This window comes from Algoriphagus sp., from assembly GCF_024305035.1.
Taxonomy (GTDB): domain Bacteria; phylum Bacteroidota; class Bacteroidia; order Cytophagales; family Cyclobacteriaceae; genus Algoriphagus.
Map to the genome: position 1 here is coordinate 93,897 of NZ_JAMWZB010000014.1, position 17,323 is coordinate 111,219.

A 17,323-nucleotide genomic window follows, 5' to 3' on the forward strand; every position below is an offset into this window, starting at 1 on the left:
TTGTTGTGTCTGAGCACTACTGGATTTCATAAGTCTATAAACTCTTGAGTGAATGAATTGTTTTTGGTCTGCGTATCCATTCAAAGAAGGATATGTTCATGAGTAGCAAAGACATCGAATAAATACTATCTTCTATCGGTACAGTCCAGATTCTAATATCGAGATTTTCCGAATTATTATAAATCACTACCGGCTCTTCGGTCAAGCCTCCGGTGAGTACCCCGTTACAGAGAAAAAATGGAATCAAATGAACCAGGTATGCAAACAAAAATCTGCCCAAATAACGATCCCCAAATAGGAGGTAATGAACCGTCAAAACTAAGGCTCCCACAAAAAAATTGACTGTCGTGTACCATTTGTCCAAATGCAAGAAAGCCAACACCAATAGCGCAGGTATGAAGACAAAGACAAAGGGCTTTCCTAGTTTTTTAAAATAATCCTTAGGGAAGAAATAGATCAATACCTCATAGATAAATAGGCATGCAAAGGGAACAGCCACGAAAAACATCCACTCCTCAATGGGTAGGTTCCCAAGAAAAATACCGGTCAGGTAGGTTGAATTAAATTCCCACACCCCCATATGGGTAAACCATACATCCCAAATAATAAAAGATGCTGCAGTGATTAACATCCCCGGAAAAATCTGAGGCCATTTGGTAGCATAGCGAATTCTGTGCTCAAAGGATTGAGCCAAAGGATAAGAAATCGCAAAAAGTAACACCCCCAAATACAAAAACTTCTCCATCAGCTTATTCCTAATTTTGCACCGAAATAAGTACCCAAAAGCAATGAAATTTTTCGGGCATTGGGAATCCTGATCCGCTGCTGTGTGATCGTTTCAGCCGGAAGGCCCTTAATTTTATCAAAGAGCTTTTGATAATATAAATAAGCGACTTTCACTCCGAGCTTAGCCCCTTCGGGAAGTTGCTCTATCCCAATCAGGGAATCGTCAAAATCCTGCTGAATATCTACTTCAATTTGACTCTTGATCGCCTTATCAAACAACTTGTAATCCACCCCTGGGAAATACACCCGGCCTCTTTCCTCAAAATCACTCTTGATATCTCGAAGAAAATTTACTTTCTGAAAGGCTGCACCAAGTTTGCAAGCCGGGGCCTTTAATTTTTCATAAAGGGCAGAATCTCCTTCACAGAATACTTTCAAACACATCAAACCTACCACTTCAGCCGAGCCATAAATGTATTCATGATAACGTGAATCATTATAGGTGCGGAAATCCAAATCCATTTCCATGCTGTGCAAAAAAGCTTCAATCAACTCTAAATCAATTTGGTATTGATTAACAATTAATTGGAAAGCATGCAATACGGGATTGAGCGAGATTTTGGACTCAATAGCTTCGTAAGTGTCTTTTTTAAACCGCTTCAAAAGCCCCGCTTTATCCTGATCATGAAAGGTATCCACGATTTCATCCGCGTAACGAACAAAACCATAAACGGCATAAATAGGTAAATGGAATTTACGATCTAGGGTCTTAATCCCAAGCGTAAAACTCGTACTATACCGCTGGGTAATCAGCCGGCTACATTCCAACGTGGTTTGATCAAAAAGATTTTTAGCATCCATTGCTATAATATACCCATTTATTTACAGATTGTTTTCTTTGATCACCTCTTTTGCAACTACACCTCCCGAAATTAGGGAGGGAGGGACTCCTGGTCCCGGAACGGTTAATTGACCGGTATAATAAAGATTTCTGACCTTTTTATTTTTTAAAGCAGGCTTGAGAATAGCCGTTTGGGTCAGCGTATTAGCTAAACCATAAGCATTTCCTTTAAAGGCATGGTAATCGGACTTAAAATCCGAGTGCGCATAAGACCGCTTATAGATGACATGGGACCGAACATCCTGCCCAGTAATTCGCTCCAGACGCTCCATAATAATCGTGTAATACTTTTCGCGCATCTCCTCACTATCTTCCAAGTCCGGAGCAAGAGGAATTAGCAAAAACATGTTTTCCTTTCCCTCAGGAGCCACCGATGAGTCAGTAATCGAAGGGACCGAGGCGTAAAAAAGCGGCTTTTCCGGCCAACGAGGGTTTTTATAAATGGCATCAGCATGTGGGCCGAGCGGTTCGTCAAAAAATAAATTGTGATGTCTAAGGTTTTTCAATTTTTTATCGATCCCGAGGTAAAAAAGCAGACTGGAAGGTGCCATGACTCGCTTGTCCCAATATTGGTCGGAATAATTGCTGTATTTAGGGTTTACAAGATGCTTATCCACATGATGATAATCCGCTCCCGCAACCACTACATCCGCTTCTATTTTTTCTCCGGATACCAATCGCACTCGCTTGGCAACGCCGTTTTCGATTTCAATTTCTTCTACTTCGGCAGCATATCGGATTTTGACCCCTTTTTCTTCAGCAAGAGAGACCATCCCCCGGATGATTTCATGCATTCCGTTCATGGGATACCAAGTCCCTAAAGCAATATCTGCATAATTCATCAGGGAATATAGGGCAGGAATATTTTCTGCAGTTTCCCCAAGAAACAACACGGGAAATTCCATCAAACGAATGATCTGCTCGGATTTGAAAAATTTCCGGACATGCTTCGACATGGATTGAAAAATATCCATTCGTACCATATCGGCCAGCAAGCCGGGAGAAGCAAACTCAAAAAGGGATCGACTCGGTCTTTTGACCAAATCATGGATACCCACTTCGTATTTGTACTTGGCTTGTGCCAAAAATTTATCCAATTGAACTCCTGCTCCAGCTTCGATGCGATCGAGCATCTGCTTAAACTCATCCAAATTAGCCGGAATATCCAGCGTTTCCTTTTCGCCATAAATCACGGCGTAGGAAGGATCCAATCGAATCAGATCGTAATAATCAGAAGGGGTTTTGCCAAACTTGGCAAAATAACTTTCAAATACATCCGGCATCCAATACCAACTCGGCCCCATATCAAAAACAAACCCCTGGTGCTCAAACTTTCGCGCTCGACCTCCTGGGGTTTCGTTCTTTTCAATTAAGGTAACTAAACAACTTGTATCGTTTGCCAAATGAGTAGCTGCTGAGAGACCTGCAAATCCAGACCCTATTACTACCACGTGCTTTTGACTCATTTGATCAATTTTTGTGCTGATATACCGCCAAGTCCTCCTTGAGCAGCTTTCTGGCAATATGGATTCTATTCTTCACAGTTCCAATTGGAATCTGCAACTTATCGGCAATTTCATGATACTTAAACCCTCTGAAGTGCATCATAAATGGTGTCTTGTATACCTCATCGAGTTTACCAATAGCTGATTGCACATCGTCCATGGTAAAATTACCATAGGCTCCATTTTCAATCTGCGTATCGCTGGAATTAATGTAGTGCAAATTATCGGTAGTATCGACAAAAGTTCCTCTTCTCACCATTCGTTGATAGTTGGTGATGAAAGTGTTTTTCATAATCGTATAAAGCCAAGCTTTCAAGTTGGTGCCTTCGGTAAATTTATCCCGATTGGTAAAGGCCTTCACCATGGTGTCCTGCAAAAGATCATTGGCATCATCCATATCGCGAGTGAGTTTCAATGCAAATGGCTTAAGTGAACTTGAAAGCTTGTGAAGCGAGTAACTGAATTCTAGAGTTGTCATGGTAGTGATTGCTTTTTGTTTAATCAAACATAGGAATGATTAAACATTTTACCAAGCTTTTGTTGAGATATTTTTTAAATAAATTAAACAAAAATCTAGAAAACAGCTCTATTCACGCTAAATAGACATTCATACCATAAAAAAAGCATTCTTTGAGGAATGCTTTTGTTTAATAATTATGACTTATCTCTACACTATTTCTCTACCGGAACTCGGGCGAGCTCCTCCAGTAGGTCTTTAATTTCCCGAATGTAATTGAGCTTCTGCACATTTGAGGGAAACTTCAAGTCTTGGCCAATCACCTGATAACCCGTAACCAGGATGGTTGAATTGCTGAATCGCTCTGAAAGCGCATTAATATACTCCTGGGCATATTCCGAACTCGGTGAAGTCGTAATGATGGTAAGTAAATATTCAGGTTCATGTAATTTATATACCGAAAGCAAATCATCATTGGGAGTACTCTGTCCGAGGTAAATAACTTTGTGTCCTGCACTCTTGATCAGGTATGCCGCGAAAAGCAAGGAAATTTCGTGCAGCTCCCCCTCCGGAAGATAGAGCAAAAACTTTTTGCCCCCGCCATTGACAATCTGACCATCGATGGCCACGATCAGCTTCTGACGAACAAGGTTGGAAATAAAATGTTCCTGGGCAGGATTGATTGCACCGGTTTGCCAAAGCACTCCGATTTTTGACATGAAAGGATAAATAATGTTGAGCATCGTCTGCTCAAATCCCAACTTTAGTATGTTAGAGGAAAGAATTTTGTCAAATCGCTCCTCATCCATTTCAATCATACAAATGGTTAAGGCATGAATCTGATCATCATGAGTGAGTGATCGCTCAGTTAGCTTCATGACCTCTTCTTTAATGTCCTCGGCATCCATGGAAGCGATTTTACTGATTTTAAACCCATTGTCATTGAGCAGAGCGACATTGAGGATGAGCTTGAGATCCGCATCATCGTAATACCGGATATTGGTATCCGTACGCTTGGGACAGAGCAAACTGTATCGCTGCTCCCATATACGAAGTGTGTGGGCTTTAATGCCCGACAATTGTTCCAGATCTTTAATTGAATAAGTGCTCACTTTTTCTTTTCTTTAAAATACTCCTTGGGTACAACAAATAAACCAAACGATACCGCATCATCTCTCTGATTGGTGCGATGATGCGCTTGATGCGCTCGAAATATTCCTTTCAAAAAGGAATTTTTTGGTCTGTCAAACCACTTCAACCGACGGTGAACCAATACATCATGCAAGAAGAAATATAAAATTCCATACAAACTGATGCCTATTCCCATCCAAAACCGATAATCCAGATCCTCTATTCCTAGAAAGATCAAAATAATCGCAACACTTCCAAAGAGCAATGAAAACAGATCATTCAGCTCAAAGAAAGACTTGGATGGCTGATGATGCGTCTTGTGGATTATCCACAAAGGACCATGCATCAAATACTTATGAATAAACCAGCCAGAAAATTCCATCACCAGAAATCCCAGCCCGATAAAACCTATTGCTGCTAACATCACACAAACAACCAGATAGTTTTCAATTTGTTATAAGCTTATGGGAGTAAAATTGTTTAAATTTTTCATAAGATACACTTATGATAGCTATAAGCAGAGCTAAAGTATTGTTAAATTCAATACGGTGAAAAATAAAATCAAGGTTACCAAAAGCCAAATTGCCAATGGATTGGATTTTTCAAAATTGGCTTTGCGATAGATCAGGTGGATCAAAAACGAAACCCCAAACCAGCCGAGGTAATTGGTCCAAGGAATCAGCTCATTTTTCCAATACCAAAAATCTAAGGCCACGGCCACCGGTTCAATGATGTAATCAATAGCAGTCATGGCACATGCACTTAAAAAAGCCGCATAAAAATCATTGGAGATCTTACGAAAAGCCTCTCCTGTGGTATAAATCAACAAAAACCAATTCACCCCTATCACGATGGGCACCTCCCAAAGTTTGGGTCCCAAGGTCGGTCCATATACATAGTCCCCAAATAAATATCCAGTGTGAATCCCGATAATCTCAGCACCAAAACCAATCCAAAAAGCCGCAGCGGCGACGATGGGAAAGGCCTCATTCCATCCTCTATGAAAAAGCAACAGTAACACCAAGGAGCTCAAAAGCTGAACGGGGGTGAGTGCCAAAAACCAATCCCGGTATTCTGGCAAACTTAAGCCAATGGCTCCCACCAGATGGAGAATAATCACTACCGCTCGGGCAATAGTAAATCGTAAAGAAAATGAGGCAGATCGATCGGGCGCTACTTGGTGCATGACGGGTGCTTGAGCAGGAAATTGAAATTTTAAGTTTGGGATTCCTAACTTTGGAATTCCAAAAATGTTAATAAAAATAGAAATTTACCCCAATCAGCGATATGATTCTCTACAACGTCACCATCAACGTCTCCCCGGATATCGAAGCGGACTTTCTCGAATGGATGAGAGGCACACACATACCCGAAGTTATGGCCACCGGAATTTTTACCGAACATAAATTTTGCCGACTTATTCATCAGGCTGAGGATGGAAGTACCAACTACGCCATTCAATATTTCACCGAAAGCATGGCCAAAATGCAAGAATACGAAAGCAAATTTGCTCCAGCTTTACGAGCCAAAACACAAGCCCGCTACAAGGAAAAAGCATTGGCTTTTCGTACCTTACTTGAAATCCTGTAATCATGCCCAACTGGCTCAAATTGGTCATCAGTCTTCTCCTGCCTCAGCTAGTTGGAGGGACAGGAGCGCTATTTACCATCACTTCCATCGATAGCTGGTACCAAAGCATCACTAAACCCAGCTTTAATCCTCCGGGTTGGATTTTTGGACCGGTTTGGACCACCCTTTATGTATTGATGGGAATCGCCTGCTACCTCATCTGGAAAAGTGATCATCCTCAGCGAAAGAATTTGTTGACACTTTACTTTATTCAGTTGGGGTTAAATGGGCTTTGGTCCCCGGCATTTTTTGGAATGAAGTCCCCGATATTCGGTTTGGTGGTCATTCTACCGCTTTTGGTTTTGATTCTACGCTGTGTCAAAAAATTTAAAATTATTTCTCCCTGGGCCTCAGGCTTCATGATTCCCTATTTAGTTTGGGTCAGCTTTGCGGCAGTTTTGAATTTTTCAATTTGGTGGCTGAATTAAGGGCCGGAATAAAAAGCTGAATAATTTTTTACGAATTTAACATTGTTTCACTAGGTTTAAATCTAGATAAGTTTAGTTTTGCTTTGTACTTTTAAAAATATTCAATGAAAAATACCATTTATTTATGGTTCGGGATGCTCCTAATTTCCTGCTCAGAATCAAATGAGCAAAGTAATTCAGCTAATATTCTCTCTGATTTTAGTCTTCGCATAGACAGTCTAGTGATCGATTCGGGAGCAGAAATATTTGTTCCCGATATGGTTTATCCCCAAACACTCAGCGCAGACGGAAACCGTATTTTTTCCTTTTATGAGACTGATTTTGAGGTTTTTGAATTTTCCATCAAGGAGATGAAATTGCTTAAGCGTCACCCTTTCGAACAAGAAGGACCGAATGGCATCAAAGGCTGGGTTAGTTATTTTCAGGCCCTTCCCGGCGATGAATTGATGATCTATGACCAAGTCGCGCCCGCTATATTTACCCTGGATGGACAAAAAGTAAAGAACTATGACTTGGATTTTGCCGAATTGATTGATTTTCAGTCTGAAGATCACTTTATGGTACCCAACAATCTCCACCTCACGCCCGAAAAATCCCATTTTCTTTCCCTACCGATGGAATTCGGCAAACCGGTAGAGGGGTTGGCTGTAATTGATATTGAAAATAAGAGCGGAAAAGTCCATAAACTACCTGCTTTAGACTTGACCAACGAGTATCAAGTCGTATTCAGGCAAGGAAACTCAGCTTCTTTTTTCGGGGATGGCATTCGCCTCCAATGGCTCAATGGGCAGTTTATGGTCTACAGTTCCTCCACCGCGGATAGCTACACCTATAATCATGAAAATGATTCGTTAAACCTGATCACCTTTTCCCATCAACTGGTAGAAAACAAAAAAACCGGAGACTTTCCCAATGAAGTTGACTCCCGAGAGCGACAGCAGGAAGTCGTAAACCAAATACGAAAACAGATCACATTTGGGAAATTTTTCTGGGACGAAACCCGAAATATGTACTTCCGCTTTGCCACCAAAAATTATCAAGTTTCGCCGGATGGTAGTCAGCGAACGGCAGATTGCTACCTTTTTGCCTATGATGAAAACCTAAACTTGATCGGAGAAACCAGAGTACCTGAGATCAAGAATACACCATTTGAAGGTTATTTTTTAGATGGTCAGCTTTATTTCTATTGGCCGATGGGCGATCAGGGAGGTTTTATCCGCTTTACATTTGACTTTGGAACTGAATAATTGATATGAAAAACGTCTGCCCAATTTTACTCTCCCTTCTTTTTTTCGCCTGCGAAAGTGAAAATCAACATACTGAAAACAACAACTCTACAACCTATGCAGAAAATCAGCTCGAAAGCCTGGAAGTAAGCCTGGATACGGTCAAAGTAGACGTGGGAGATGAACTGATCATGTCGGGTGCCTATTACGGTTTTGGGCTGAGTGATGACGGTCAATCTGTGTATTTTGCCGAAGGCCAAAGCGTGGAAATCCATGAAATCGACCTCAATGAGCTGAAACTGGTCCAGCGAATCCAGTTTGAAAAGGACGGTCCGAATCAAGCTCCCAATTTTATTAATTACTTAGACGTACTGCCCAAAGGCGAATTTATGCTGGCAAACTATGCCATTCAGGCAATTTTCGATAGCCAAGCTGAAAAAATTCAAGACCTAAATCTCCAGGCAGAGGAATTTGAAGGGATCGATGAATCCATGGGCAGCCTTTACAATAACGTTTTAGTAAGCCAAGATAAAAAAAAGGCCTTTTCTCTCCCCTCCCCATTTGGTGAATTCACCAAAGGACTGGCTGTGTTGGACTTAGAAACCCGAAATGGTGAGATTCTACCGCTTCCCGAACTTGCCTTAACGGAAAATTATCAAGTTACTTTTTCACAAAATGGAGGAATGACGACCTCAGGAGATATGATCCGAATGCAAAAAATAAAAAATCAACTGGTCATATATTCCGGAAGCACAGCCGACATTTACTTATATGACATCAACACGGATTCTTTGAACTTCATCACTTTTAATCATCAATTGGTTGAAAACAGAAAGACCGGGGAATTTAAAACAGAAGCAGGCTCCAACGAAGAGCGTGTGGAAATATCAGCCCAAATGCGAAAACAGATCAATTTTTATGGATTCAATTGGGACGAAAGCCGGCAACAGTATTTTCGATTTGGAGCGAAGGAAAACGGGCTCAACGAACGTGGAGAAAAACTACCATCAGACATTTTCTTATTTAGTTATGATCAAAACTTTAATCTTTTGGGAGAGAAAAAAATCGAAGCGCTTTCCAATCTCTTTTTCAACAGCTTCTTCTTCGATGGCAAACTTTACAATTACAAACCGGTGGAGGAAGACCCCGGCTTTGTGAGAATGACCTTAAACTATTGATATAAAAACCATGAAAAAATTCCTTTTCCCCAGCCTTTTTGCTTCTTTGCTTTTTTCTTGTGGAGATGGTGGAGAATCTGTCGATTCAAGCTCAGATAATGTATTGGAGAACTTTTCTTTTTCGGTGGACACTGTGGTCGTAGATCCGGGGGAAGAGATTATCAATCTTTCCAGAGGTATCCGAAGTAGCGACATAGATGAAGACAAAACCCACTTGTATCTTTTTGATCCAGCCACCACAACCCTAAATAAGATCAGCCTGGACGAATTAAGACTTGTTGAACAAATTCCTTTTGAAAAAGACGGACCAAACGGTGTAGGAGAGTATTTATCAGCAGTCAAAGTACTCTCAGGAGAGCGCTTTCTTTTTGGGAGTTTTCGAAATACTGGAATTTACTCAAAATCAGGAGAGAAGATCCGCGATTTGACTTTGAAACCAGAAGAACTGGATATTGAGGGTTTGGAGGAAGGCATTGGATTTTCGCTGAGTAACTCCATGCGCCTGAGTCCCGACGAAAGCCATATCCTTTCGCTCCCCGGAGATTTTATGGAAGGAACCCGTCAGCTGGCTAAAATCAATTTGGAGGAAAAAAACGGAAGGCTCATTCAAATCCCAGGACTCGACAAGTCCACCGAATACCGGATTCTCCTGCAATCCGATCAAGCCATGTCCATTTTTGCAGACCCGACCCATTTTCAGGAGTTTAATGGAACATACTTCCTCTCGGCGGGAGCCACCAATTCCGTTTATTTATACGATTACAAAACGGATTCCCTGGACCTACGCACATTTAATTTTACCGTCACGCCTAACGGAAAGGAAATCCCCGTTCAGGGAAAAGTTTCTTCCCCTGAGGAATTTGAATCAGAAATGGAGAAGGCCATGACACAGGTCATGTTTGAAGAATTACTTTTCGACGATCAAAATGAGCGTTTCTATCGATTTGGAAGAATTATGGATCCGAAAATTGATGAGGAAACACCGAGAACTTCAGATGTCTTTCTTTTTGCCTTTGACCAAGAACTTAACCTCATTGGAGAAACAGCCATTCCCGAATTGGATGCCATTCCGGCTGAGGCCTTCTTCAAAGACGGAAAGCTCTGGTCCTATGTCAACGTAGATGACGAGCTGGGTTTTGCGGTGTTTGATTTCGGGTCCGAAACCACGAACAGTGGACGACGAAACCCTTCAGAAAAGGAATTAAAGATTACTAATGATTGATCCGGTGTGAATTCCCAATAAAAAGATAAAACATGCAAAAACTGTTTTTCTCCCTTTTTTTCGTTTCAGTTATTTTTTCTTGTCAGGAAAAATCGAAGGAAACCCCAGAGCAAACCAATCTGCTGGAAAATCTCTCTTTCTCAATGGATACGGTGGTGGTAGATTCGGGTGATGAACTTTTAAATCTTGGATTTGGAATTCGAACATTTGACCTAAGGGAAGGCAGCTTTTTCTTCTTTGAAAACAATCCTCCTGCTTTGGTCGAGGTAGATTTGGAATCGAGAACCTTAATTCAAAAAACCGAATTTGAGACCGAAGGACCCAATGGTGTTGGAAACTTTGTCGCCCAAATGTCAATAGGTCCAAATGAGGAAGTTTTTGTTTTGGGTGTTCCTCAACTCGGGATTTATGACAAAACAGGGCAAAAGCAAAAAGACTTGAAGGTGACTCCAACAGGAATTGATTCTGAGCTTGCCGAAAACTTTTTTGCACTTTATGGCAGCTCAACCTACGACTTCAAGCGAAATCAATTTTACTCTTGGCCGACGGGTGAAGAAATCGAAAATGCTGAATTAGTGATCATAGACGTCGATACTCAAACCGCCCAACCTGTCCCTATTCCTGAAATGGAAATTGTTCGAAAATATTCCTTATTGGCCAATGAAAACGGGAACTACATGGCTTCAAGTCAATCTGTACATTTCCTTATTCATCAAAACAAACTCCTGATCACGAACTCTGCTATGGGAAATTTTTATGAATATGATCTGGAAAAGGACAGGTTAGAATTGATCGAAGTCAACCACCGGTTAATTCCTAATCGACTCACTGGTGAAGTCACTCAAAATCTCAACTCCGAACAGGCTTTTAGGCAAGAAATGGCCAAAATCAATTCCCAAGTTATTTACCAAAAAATGATGTGGGACTCCAGTCATCACCTGTTTTTCAGGCTTGCGGCCCAAGTCCAAATGGGGGAGACTCGAAATGACCCGAATGAGTACAAGTATTTCCTGTTGGCTTACGATGAAGATTACAAGCTAGTGGGAGAAAGTCCTCTTCACGGTATTTCGAATCATATAAGCACCTATTTTCTTAAAGACGGCAAGCTCTGGTTGTATGTCAATGTGGAGGATGAGCTGGGATTTGCGGTGATGGATTTTAACATTTAGAAAATGAAAAAACTGATCCCCCTTATTTTTCTTCCTTTGATTTTGGCCTGTGGGGATAATTCTTCTAAAATTCCCAATTCTGGAAATGTGCTTGAAAACCTGACTTTTTCAATCGATACCGTACGAGTAGACCCGAAAGGTGAAATTTTTGATTTGGGGTTTGGAGTCCATAATTCTGCGCTCTCATTGGATAGGAAAACCTTTTATTTTTTTGATATAAGAAAGGCGGTAATGTATGAAATAGACTTGGACAGATTGGAGTTACTTGCCGTTTACCCGTTCTCCAAAGAAGGCCCAAATTCCATTGGGTTTAATCCACCAAAAATTAATTCCCTGCAAAATGATCGCTTTTTAATTACCTCTCCGGGTATAACTGTTGGGGTTTTTACCAAAAATGGGCAAAAGGAAAAAAGCTTAAAATTCAATTTTAGAGAAATTGAGGGATTGGGAGTCCAAGAGGAAGGCTTAATCACCAGTAGAGTCACCTTATCTCATGATGAGGAGCAAATGTTTGCTTTGACCAGAATAAGTGCTACTCAGACTGAAGTCAGGCTTTTGGTCATTGACCCAAATTCCAAAACGGGGAAAAGCATAGAATTGCCCAGCATGGACCAGGTAGTAAAATTTACCCTACTCCTTCAACAGCCAAAAAGGTTTTCAAGTACAGGTGAAAATATTTGGTTAAAAACACTTCATGAAAAGCTTTTCATTACCAGTTCGGTTACTTCGGATACCTATCTGTATGATTATACCAAAGACTCTTTGGTCCTAGTTGAATTTAATCACAAGCTAGTCCCAAAAAAGAAAACGGGAGATTTTGAACGTAATTTATTTACCGATGAGAAAGCATTTGAAGATGCGGCCGAGAAAAAAATCAATCAGGTTACTTTCAGGGAACTGATTTGGGATGATCAGCGAAAGCAATTTTTTCGATTTGCCTATAAGCCGATTGAGGATGCAGATGGCAACTGGTATCAACGTGCTGACGTTTACCTATTCGTTTATGATGCTGACCTGGTTTTGTTGGGAGAAAAATACCTTTTCGAACTACCCAATGTCCCCGAATTCACCTTCTTCAAAGACGGCAAGCTTTGGTCCTATGTCAATGTGGAGGATGAACTGGGCTTTGCGGTGTTTGATTTTAAATTTTAAGCATGTGAAAAAATTAACTTCCCTTATTTTCCTGGCCCTGATATTTTCCTGTGGAGGCAACTCTTCCGAGGATGCCAAATCAGAAAATATCCTTCAAAATCTGAGCTACTCGGTGGATACGGTGTTGGTGGACGCTGGAGAGGATTTTTTGAATTTATCCCGGGGAATTTCAATTCAAAGCCTTTCAGATGATTTAACCCGCCTCTATTTTTTTGAACGGGACCCTTATAAGCTAGTGGAGATAGATCTTGACCAGTTGAAGGTGATAAATAAAACAGTATTTGAAACCGAAGGGCCCGATGGAGTCGGGAACTACCTTTCCAATCTGGCGGTGGGCCCGGAGGGAGAACTTTTTTTAAAAAGTAATTCGGTCGTGGGAATTTTTGACCAAAAAGCCAAAAAATTACAAAACCTGAAGGTTCTTCCCTCAGGAATAGATTCCACCTTGGCTAAAAACTCTAGTGCCCTATATTCCAATGTGGTTTATGATTTTGGGACTCAAAAAATTTTTTCCCATCCCTATTTCAGAGATGCCGGCGATAATTTACTTCTAATCATCGATCCAAAAACAACGTCTGCTACCTCTCTTCCTGTACCAAAAATGAAAATTGTAGATGACTATACCGGTACTTTTACTTTTGAATCAGAAAATGGAACAGCCATCGCCTTTTACTTCGTCGGAAGCTTCATTACTTTATTGCCTGAGGAATTAATTCTATCGACTTCGGCGATGAGTGGATTTTACAAGTTGAATACACAAACCCAAAAGTTGGAATTCATAGAGGTGCAGCACCAAACAGTTCCGAACCAAATCCAAGTTGAAATCCCTCAAAACCCTTCCGGTGTTGAGGAAGTTCGAAAAATCCAAAATGAAATTTTTGCCAGTGTAAACTTCCTTGAATTCAAAAGGGACGATACCCGACAACTCTATTTCAGATTGGGAGAGCGAACGTTCAGAGGAGAGACCAGAGAAGATCCCATAAAATATGAATATCATCTTTTCGCCTATGATAAGGACTTTAATGTTTTGGGCGAGACAAAGCTCGAGGGGGTGGATTTTGCCTTGATGAATACCTTCTTTAAAGACGGTAAGCTTTGGTCCTATGTCAATGTGGAGGATGAACTTGGCTTTGCGGTGTTTGATTTTAAATTTTAGCATATGAAAAAACAACTTCTGATTTTGGTAATTCCGCTTTTGATTTTCGGAGCATGTGGGTCACCCGAGCAGAAAGAAAAGGGAGAAAACCAAGCATTCGATTTTGACTTTGAGCTGGATACTGTAAAAGTCAAGACAGGAGATCTCCTCCTTGCCGTGTCAGGAGGCTTATCAAGGATGGCCCTTTCTCCAGACCTAAACTCCCTCTATTTCTACAATGTGACCAATAAACGATTGGATGAAATCGACTTGGAAAGCTATTCCATCGTTCGCAGTATTGATTTCACCGAAGAAGGCCCAAAAGGCATCGGTTCGCTCAGTCCTTATGAATTTCACCTTACCGAAAAGGGAGAAATTTTCACTTCCTCTTTTGAGGCGATTCGCAAAATGGACCGCAATGGGAATTTAATTACTCGACTCAATTGGGATAAAATGGACTTTGTAGCCGAACAACTTCCCCCCATGACCATTACCAGCTTTGCCGGAGACTTCAACGATGAAGGCACCTTGTTTTTTGGCACCTATGGAGACTCTCGGGGAGGAAATTCATCTGGAGAAGGCTTGACGATTATCGATTGGGCTGATGAAAAAGTGATCGTCAAAAAAATCCCATTGCTGCAATCACTCAGCGAGTATGAAATTGTATTGGAGGGAGAAACGCAAATGAGTAGCTCCGATCAATTTTTTCTTCAGGAGTCTTTCGGCAAGGCACTAATTAGCACTAATGGAGTAAATGGAGTGGCTATTTATAACTACACGTCAGACTCTTTAGTTGAGAAAATCTTTTCTTCAGACCTTCTTCCCAAGCGAAGGGCTGGAGATTATCCACGAAAGGTCAACTCCATGGAAGCATTGGAAGCTGCGACAAAAGCCAAATACTCAGAGCATCAATTCGGTCCATTTGTTTTTGATGAAAAATCAAAGCGGTATTATCGAATCAGCTATTTCCGCTCGGTGTCTCCTGTTGATGGAGAAAAATGGAATTTCATTCTCAGCATTTTTGATCAAAACCTAGAGCATATTGAAGACATCGCAGACTTTCCTAATTTTTCGGGTAAGGTCTTTTTCAAGGATGGCATGCTACACAAAGGGATCAACCAAGACGATGAATTGTATTTTGTCCGCTTAAAGCCACGTCTTTCGCATTAACCCTTAATCCATGAAACGCTTTCTTTTCTTCCTTTTAATCCCATTTGTATTCTCCTGCTCAGAATCGCAAAAGCAGGAAAACACCCGAATCAATTTCTCCTACACCACCGACACGATGCAGGTCGATCCGGGAGAGCATTTGATCTTTATTTCAAGGTATATGAGCACTTCAGCCGTTTCGAAAGACCAAAAATGGCTTTATAATCTCAATGTCAGTGTCCCTGAAATGGAGTTCATCGACCTGGAAAACTTAAGATTTGATCGGGCGATACCTCTGGAAAAAGAGGGCCCCGATGGAATCGGCACTTCAGTTTCTGATTTGCATGTCTCGGATCAAGGTGAGTTTTTCTTTATCGGCTATCGTTCACTGGTTAAGGCGGATGCAGCCTTGAAAAACTTTCAGCACTACCGAATCGAACCCGATCAATTCAAGGGCGATAGTTTGGGAGATGCAGAAGGAGTGGATTTTGGGTATACTATTTCTCAGGATGGGGAAAAGCTTATGGGAACCTACTCCAAACAGCAATTCAACGGTCCTACCCGGGGCTTGGCCATTCTTGACTTGGCATCCATGGAGCTCAAAACTATCCCTATTCCTGAATTAGAATCACTGGTGGACTTCAACATCAGTCAATTCGACGGAAACGGGAATCCCCGAATGAGCACCATCGAGCGGGTTTGGGTCAAAGAGTTTAATGGAAAAATCTACGTAACCAACACGGCAAGAAATGAGGCCTTTATCTATGATCCCGAGCTCGATTCCCTAGCTCATCAACAGTTTCAGTCTACGCTTACCGCAAACGCCAAAAAAGGGCTCTATACCAAAAGCACGAACAGTGAAGAGGAAATGAGAAAAGCTTGGGACGAAAAACAAAATGAAGTGAGTTTTCAGGAGATTTTTTATGATCCAACTCATGCGAAATTTTGGCGGGTCAGCACCGAATTAGACCGGATGATAGGGGATTCTGCAGTCATCAAAAAAGTGCTGACCATTTTTGATCAGGACCTCAATCAGCTACACGAAGAGCAAATCAAATTCAATATTTCAGGAAGCTTGGCTTATTTCAAGGAGGGCAATCTTCACACCTTTATCAATTTGGAAGACGAATTGGGATTCCTACTCATCAAACCAACTTATGAATAACTTCAAAGCGCTTATTGTCTTGGTGATTGCTGGATCGATTGCCTGTAGCAGCCCCGAAAATGAAAAAGGGGAAAGGTCTTCTTTAGGAGTTTCCTATGAAATCGACACGGTCATGGTTGATGCAGGAGATCATTTCTTTTTTCTCAATTGGAATTTGGGCATATCGGACATCAGTGCTGACAAAAAAATCCTGTTTAATCTCAATCCACAAACCCTCCTACTCGAAGTAGTAGACTTGGATAATCTGAAGCTTATGGAGACCATTCAGCTCGAAAAAGAAGGGCCCAATGGCATCGGCGGCGGGTTTATTATGCGTATCCAGGTACTTCCCGATGAAAGTGTTGTTTTCTACGATTTCAACGGCATCCATCATGTCGCCAAATCAGGTGAAAAAATCGCTACCTTCCAATTGGGGGAAATCGAATGGGAAGGGGCTAATCTGCCAGAAGGGGAGGAAATCGATGTTTCCAGCTTGGATACCAAAGATGGAAAAACCTTCTATGGTTTCTTTGGTACTCAGGGCTTCGATAGCAAAAACTCCGGTATCGCCCAATTCAACGTGATCGAAAAATCCCTGAAGCTTTTACCATCGGATTTCTTACAGTTTACCTCCGCTTATGACATCAGTTTTTCAATGGACGGAAGAGGCGCAGCTAAATTTCCAGAACGAAACCGTATCCGAGTGGTAAACGATAAAATTCTAATTACCACCAGTGCCAAAAACGAACTTTGGCAATGGGATTTGGCCCAAGATAGCTTAGTATCCCATACCTATACCTCTCAACTGACATCAAATAGTAAGAAAGGAAATTTCCCCATACAGGTCAATTCCAATGAGGAATGGTCTGCAGCAATCAAAGAAAAAAATAAAGAGGTCAATTTTGGTATGTTGGTACATGCTCCCGATCTGGATATGTTTTGGAGATATCATAAGGAAATGGACCGCATGACGGCGGGGGATACGATTATTTACAAGAATGTTCTGACCGCTTTTGACGAGGACTTAAATCAATTAGGGGAAACCGCCTTACCGGAAAAGTTCAAAAATGCCGATCCGGTTTTTTACCTAGATGGTAAGCTTTGGCATTTTTTAAATATTGACGATGAAGTGGCTTTTGTACGGGTGAATCCAACGATTACTGAGTAAGCC

Annotated in this window: 18 protein-coding genes; 11 read left to right on the forward strand and 7 right to left on the reverse strand. The window is 41.3% G+C overall.

The window, feature by feature from the left end; translation table 11 throughout:
* Positions 1 to 34: 34 nt before the first annotated feature.
* The 7 genes from Q0L00_RS09870 to Q0L00_RS09900 form a co-directional block, all read right to left on the reverse strand.
* Positions 35 to 745: a lycopene cyclase domain-containing protein gene (locus Q0L00_RS09870; protein ID WP_297336717.1), complete on the reverse strand. Its 711-nt coding sequence runs from the start codon at positions 743 to 745 to the stop codon at positions 35 to 37.
* The gene (locus tag Q0L00_RS09875; protein WP_297336718.1) at positions 745 to 1,587 is read right to left on the reverse strand and encodes a phytoene/squalene synthase family protein; all 843 of its coding nucleotides are present in this window, start codon (positions 1,585 to 1,587) and stop codon (positions 745 to 747) included. Before Q0L00_RS09875 ends, Q0L00_RS09870 begins: the two co-directional genes overlap by 1 nt.
* Positions 1,588 to 1,608: 21 nt before the next feature.
* The gene (gene crtI, locus Q0L00_RS09880; RefSeq protein ID WP_297336719.1) at positions 1,609 to 3,093 is read right to left on the reverse strand and encodes a phytoene desaturase family protein; all 1,485 of its coding nucleotides are present in this window, start codon (positions 3,091 to 3,093) and stop codon (positions 1,609 to 1,611) included.
* 4 nt (positions 3,094 to 3,097) lie between these two features.
* Positions 3,098 to 3,610, reverse strand: coding sequence for an RNA polymerase sigma factor (locus Q0L00_RS09885; protein ID WP_297336720.1), 513 nt, complete (start codon positions 3,608 to 3,610; stop codon positions 3,098 to 3,100).
* A 194-nt stretch (positions 3,611 to 3,804) separates the two neighbouring features.
* A complete protein-coding gene (locus tag Q0L00_RS09890; protein ID WP_297336721.1) occupies positions 3,805 to 4,701 on the reverse strand; it encodes a MerR family transcriptional regulator in 897 nt (298 codons plus the stop codon).
* Positions 4,698 to 5,144 (reverse strand): sterol desaturase family protein, encoded by a 447-nt coding sequence (locus tag Q0L00_RS09895; RefSeq protein ID WP_297336722.1) that lies wholly within the window; start codon positions 5,142 to 5,144, stop codon positions 4,698 to 4,700. The genes Q0L00_RS09890 and Q0L00_RS09895 overlap by 4 nt, the downstream gene beginning before the upstream one ends.
* A 99-nt stretch (positions 5,145 to 5,243) precedes the next feature.
* The gene (locus Q0L00_RS09900) at positions 5,244 to 5,906 is read right to left on the reverse strand and encodes a carotenoid biosynthesis protein (RefSeq protein WP_297336723.1); all 663 of its coding nucleotides are present in this window, start codon (positions 5,904 to 5,906) and stop codon (positions 5,244 to 5,246) included.
* A gap of 101 nt (positions 5,907 to 6,007) precedes the next feature.
* On the opposite strand from Q0L00_RS09900, the gene Q0L00_RS09905 reads away from it, so the two are divergent.
* The 11 genes from Q0L00_RS09905 (at position 6,008) to Q0L00_RS09955 (ending at position 17,320) form a co-directional block, all read left to right on the forward strand.
* Positions 6,008 to 6,310, forward strand: a complete 303-nt coding sequence (locus Q0L00_RS09905) for a DUF4286 family protein (protein WP_297336724.1) — start codon at positions 6,008 to 6,010, stop codon at positions 6,308 to 6,310.
* A 2-nt stretch (positions 6,311 to 6,312) separates the two neighbouring features.
* Positions 6,313 to 6,777 carry a TspO/MBR family protein gene (locus tag Q0L00_RS09910; RefSeq protein WP_297336725.1) on the forward strand — a complete coding sequence of 155 codons (465 nt, stop codon included), beginning with the start codon at positions 6,313 to 6,315 and terminating at the stop codon, positions 6,775 to 6,777.
* Between the two features lie 104 nt (positions 6,778 to 6,881).
* Positions 6,882 to 8,024, forward strand: coding sequence for a DUF4221 family protein (locus tag Q0L00_RS09915; RefSeq protein WP_297336726.1), 1,143 nt, complete (start codon positions 6,882 to 6,884; stop codon positions 8,022 to 8,024).
* A gap of 5 nt (positions 8,025 to 8,029) precedes the next feature.
* The gene (locus tag Q0L00_RS09920) at positions 8,030 to 9,181 is read left to right on the forward strand and encodes a DUF4221 family protein (protein ID WP_297336727.1); all 1,152 of its coding nucleotides are present in this window, start codon (positions 8,030 to 8,032) and stop codon (positions 9,179 to 9,181) included.
* Between the two features lie 10 nt (positions 9,182 to 9,191).
* A complete protein-coding gene (locus Q0L00_RS09925; protein ID WP_297336728.1) occupies positions 9,192 to 10,403 on the forward strand; it encodes a DUF4221 family protein in 1,212 nt (403 codons plus the stop codon).
* Positions 10,404 to 10,435: 32 nt separating this feature from the next.
* Positions 10,436 to 11,572, forward strand: coding sequence for a DUF4221 family protein (locus Q0L00_RS09930; protein ID WP_297336729.1), 1,137 nt, complete (start codon positions 10,436 to 10,438; stop codon positions 11,570 to 11,572).
* 3 nt (positions 11,573 to 11,575) lie between these two features.
* Positions 11,576 to 12,724 carry a DUF4221 family protein gene (locus Q0L00_RS09935; protein WP_297336730.1) on the forward strand — a complete coding sequence of 383 codons (1,149 nt, stop codon included), beginning with the start codon at positions 11,576 to 11,578 and terminating at the stop codon, positions 12,722 to 12,724.
* Positions 12,725 to 12,728: 4 nt separating this feature from the next.
* Positions 12,729 to 13,880 carry a DUF4221 family protein gene (locus Q0L00_RS09940; RefSeq protein WP_297336731.1) on the forward strand — a complete coding sequence of 384 codons (1,152 nt, stop codon included), beginning with the start codon at positions 12,729 to 12,731 and terminating at the stop codon, positions 13,878 to 13,880.
* 3 nt (positions 13,881 to 13,883) lie between these two features.
* Positions 13,884 to 15,029, forward strand: coding sequence for a DUF4221 family protein (locus tag Q0L00_RS09945; RefSeq protein ID WP_297336732.1), 1,146 nt, complete (start codon positions 13,884 to 13,886; stop codon positions 15,027 to 15,029).
* A 10-nt stretch (positions 15,030 to 15,039) separates the two neighbouring features.
* Positions 15,040 to 16,173: a DUF4221 family protein gene (locus tag Q0L00_RS09950; RefSeq protein WP_297336733.1), complete on the forward strand. Its 1,134-nt coding sequence runs from the start codon at positions 15,040 to 15,042 to the stop codon at positions 16,171 to 16,173.
* Positions 16,166 to 17,320: a DUF4221 family protein gene (locus tag Q0L00_RS09955; RefSeq protein WP_297336734.1), complete on the forward strand. Its 1,155-nt coding sequence runs from the start codon at positions 16,166 to 16,168 to the stop codon at positions 17,318 to 17,320. Before Q0L00_RS09950 ends, Q0L00_RS09955 begins: the two co-directional genes overlap by 8 nt.
* Positions 17,321 to 17,323 lie beyond the last annotated feature (3 nt).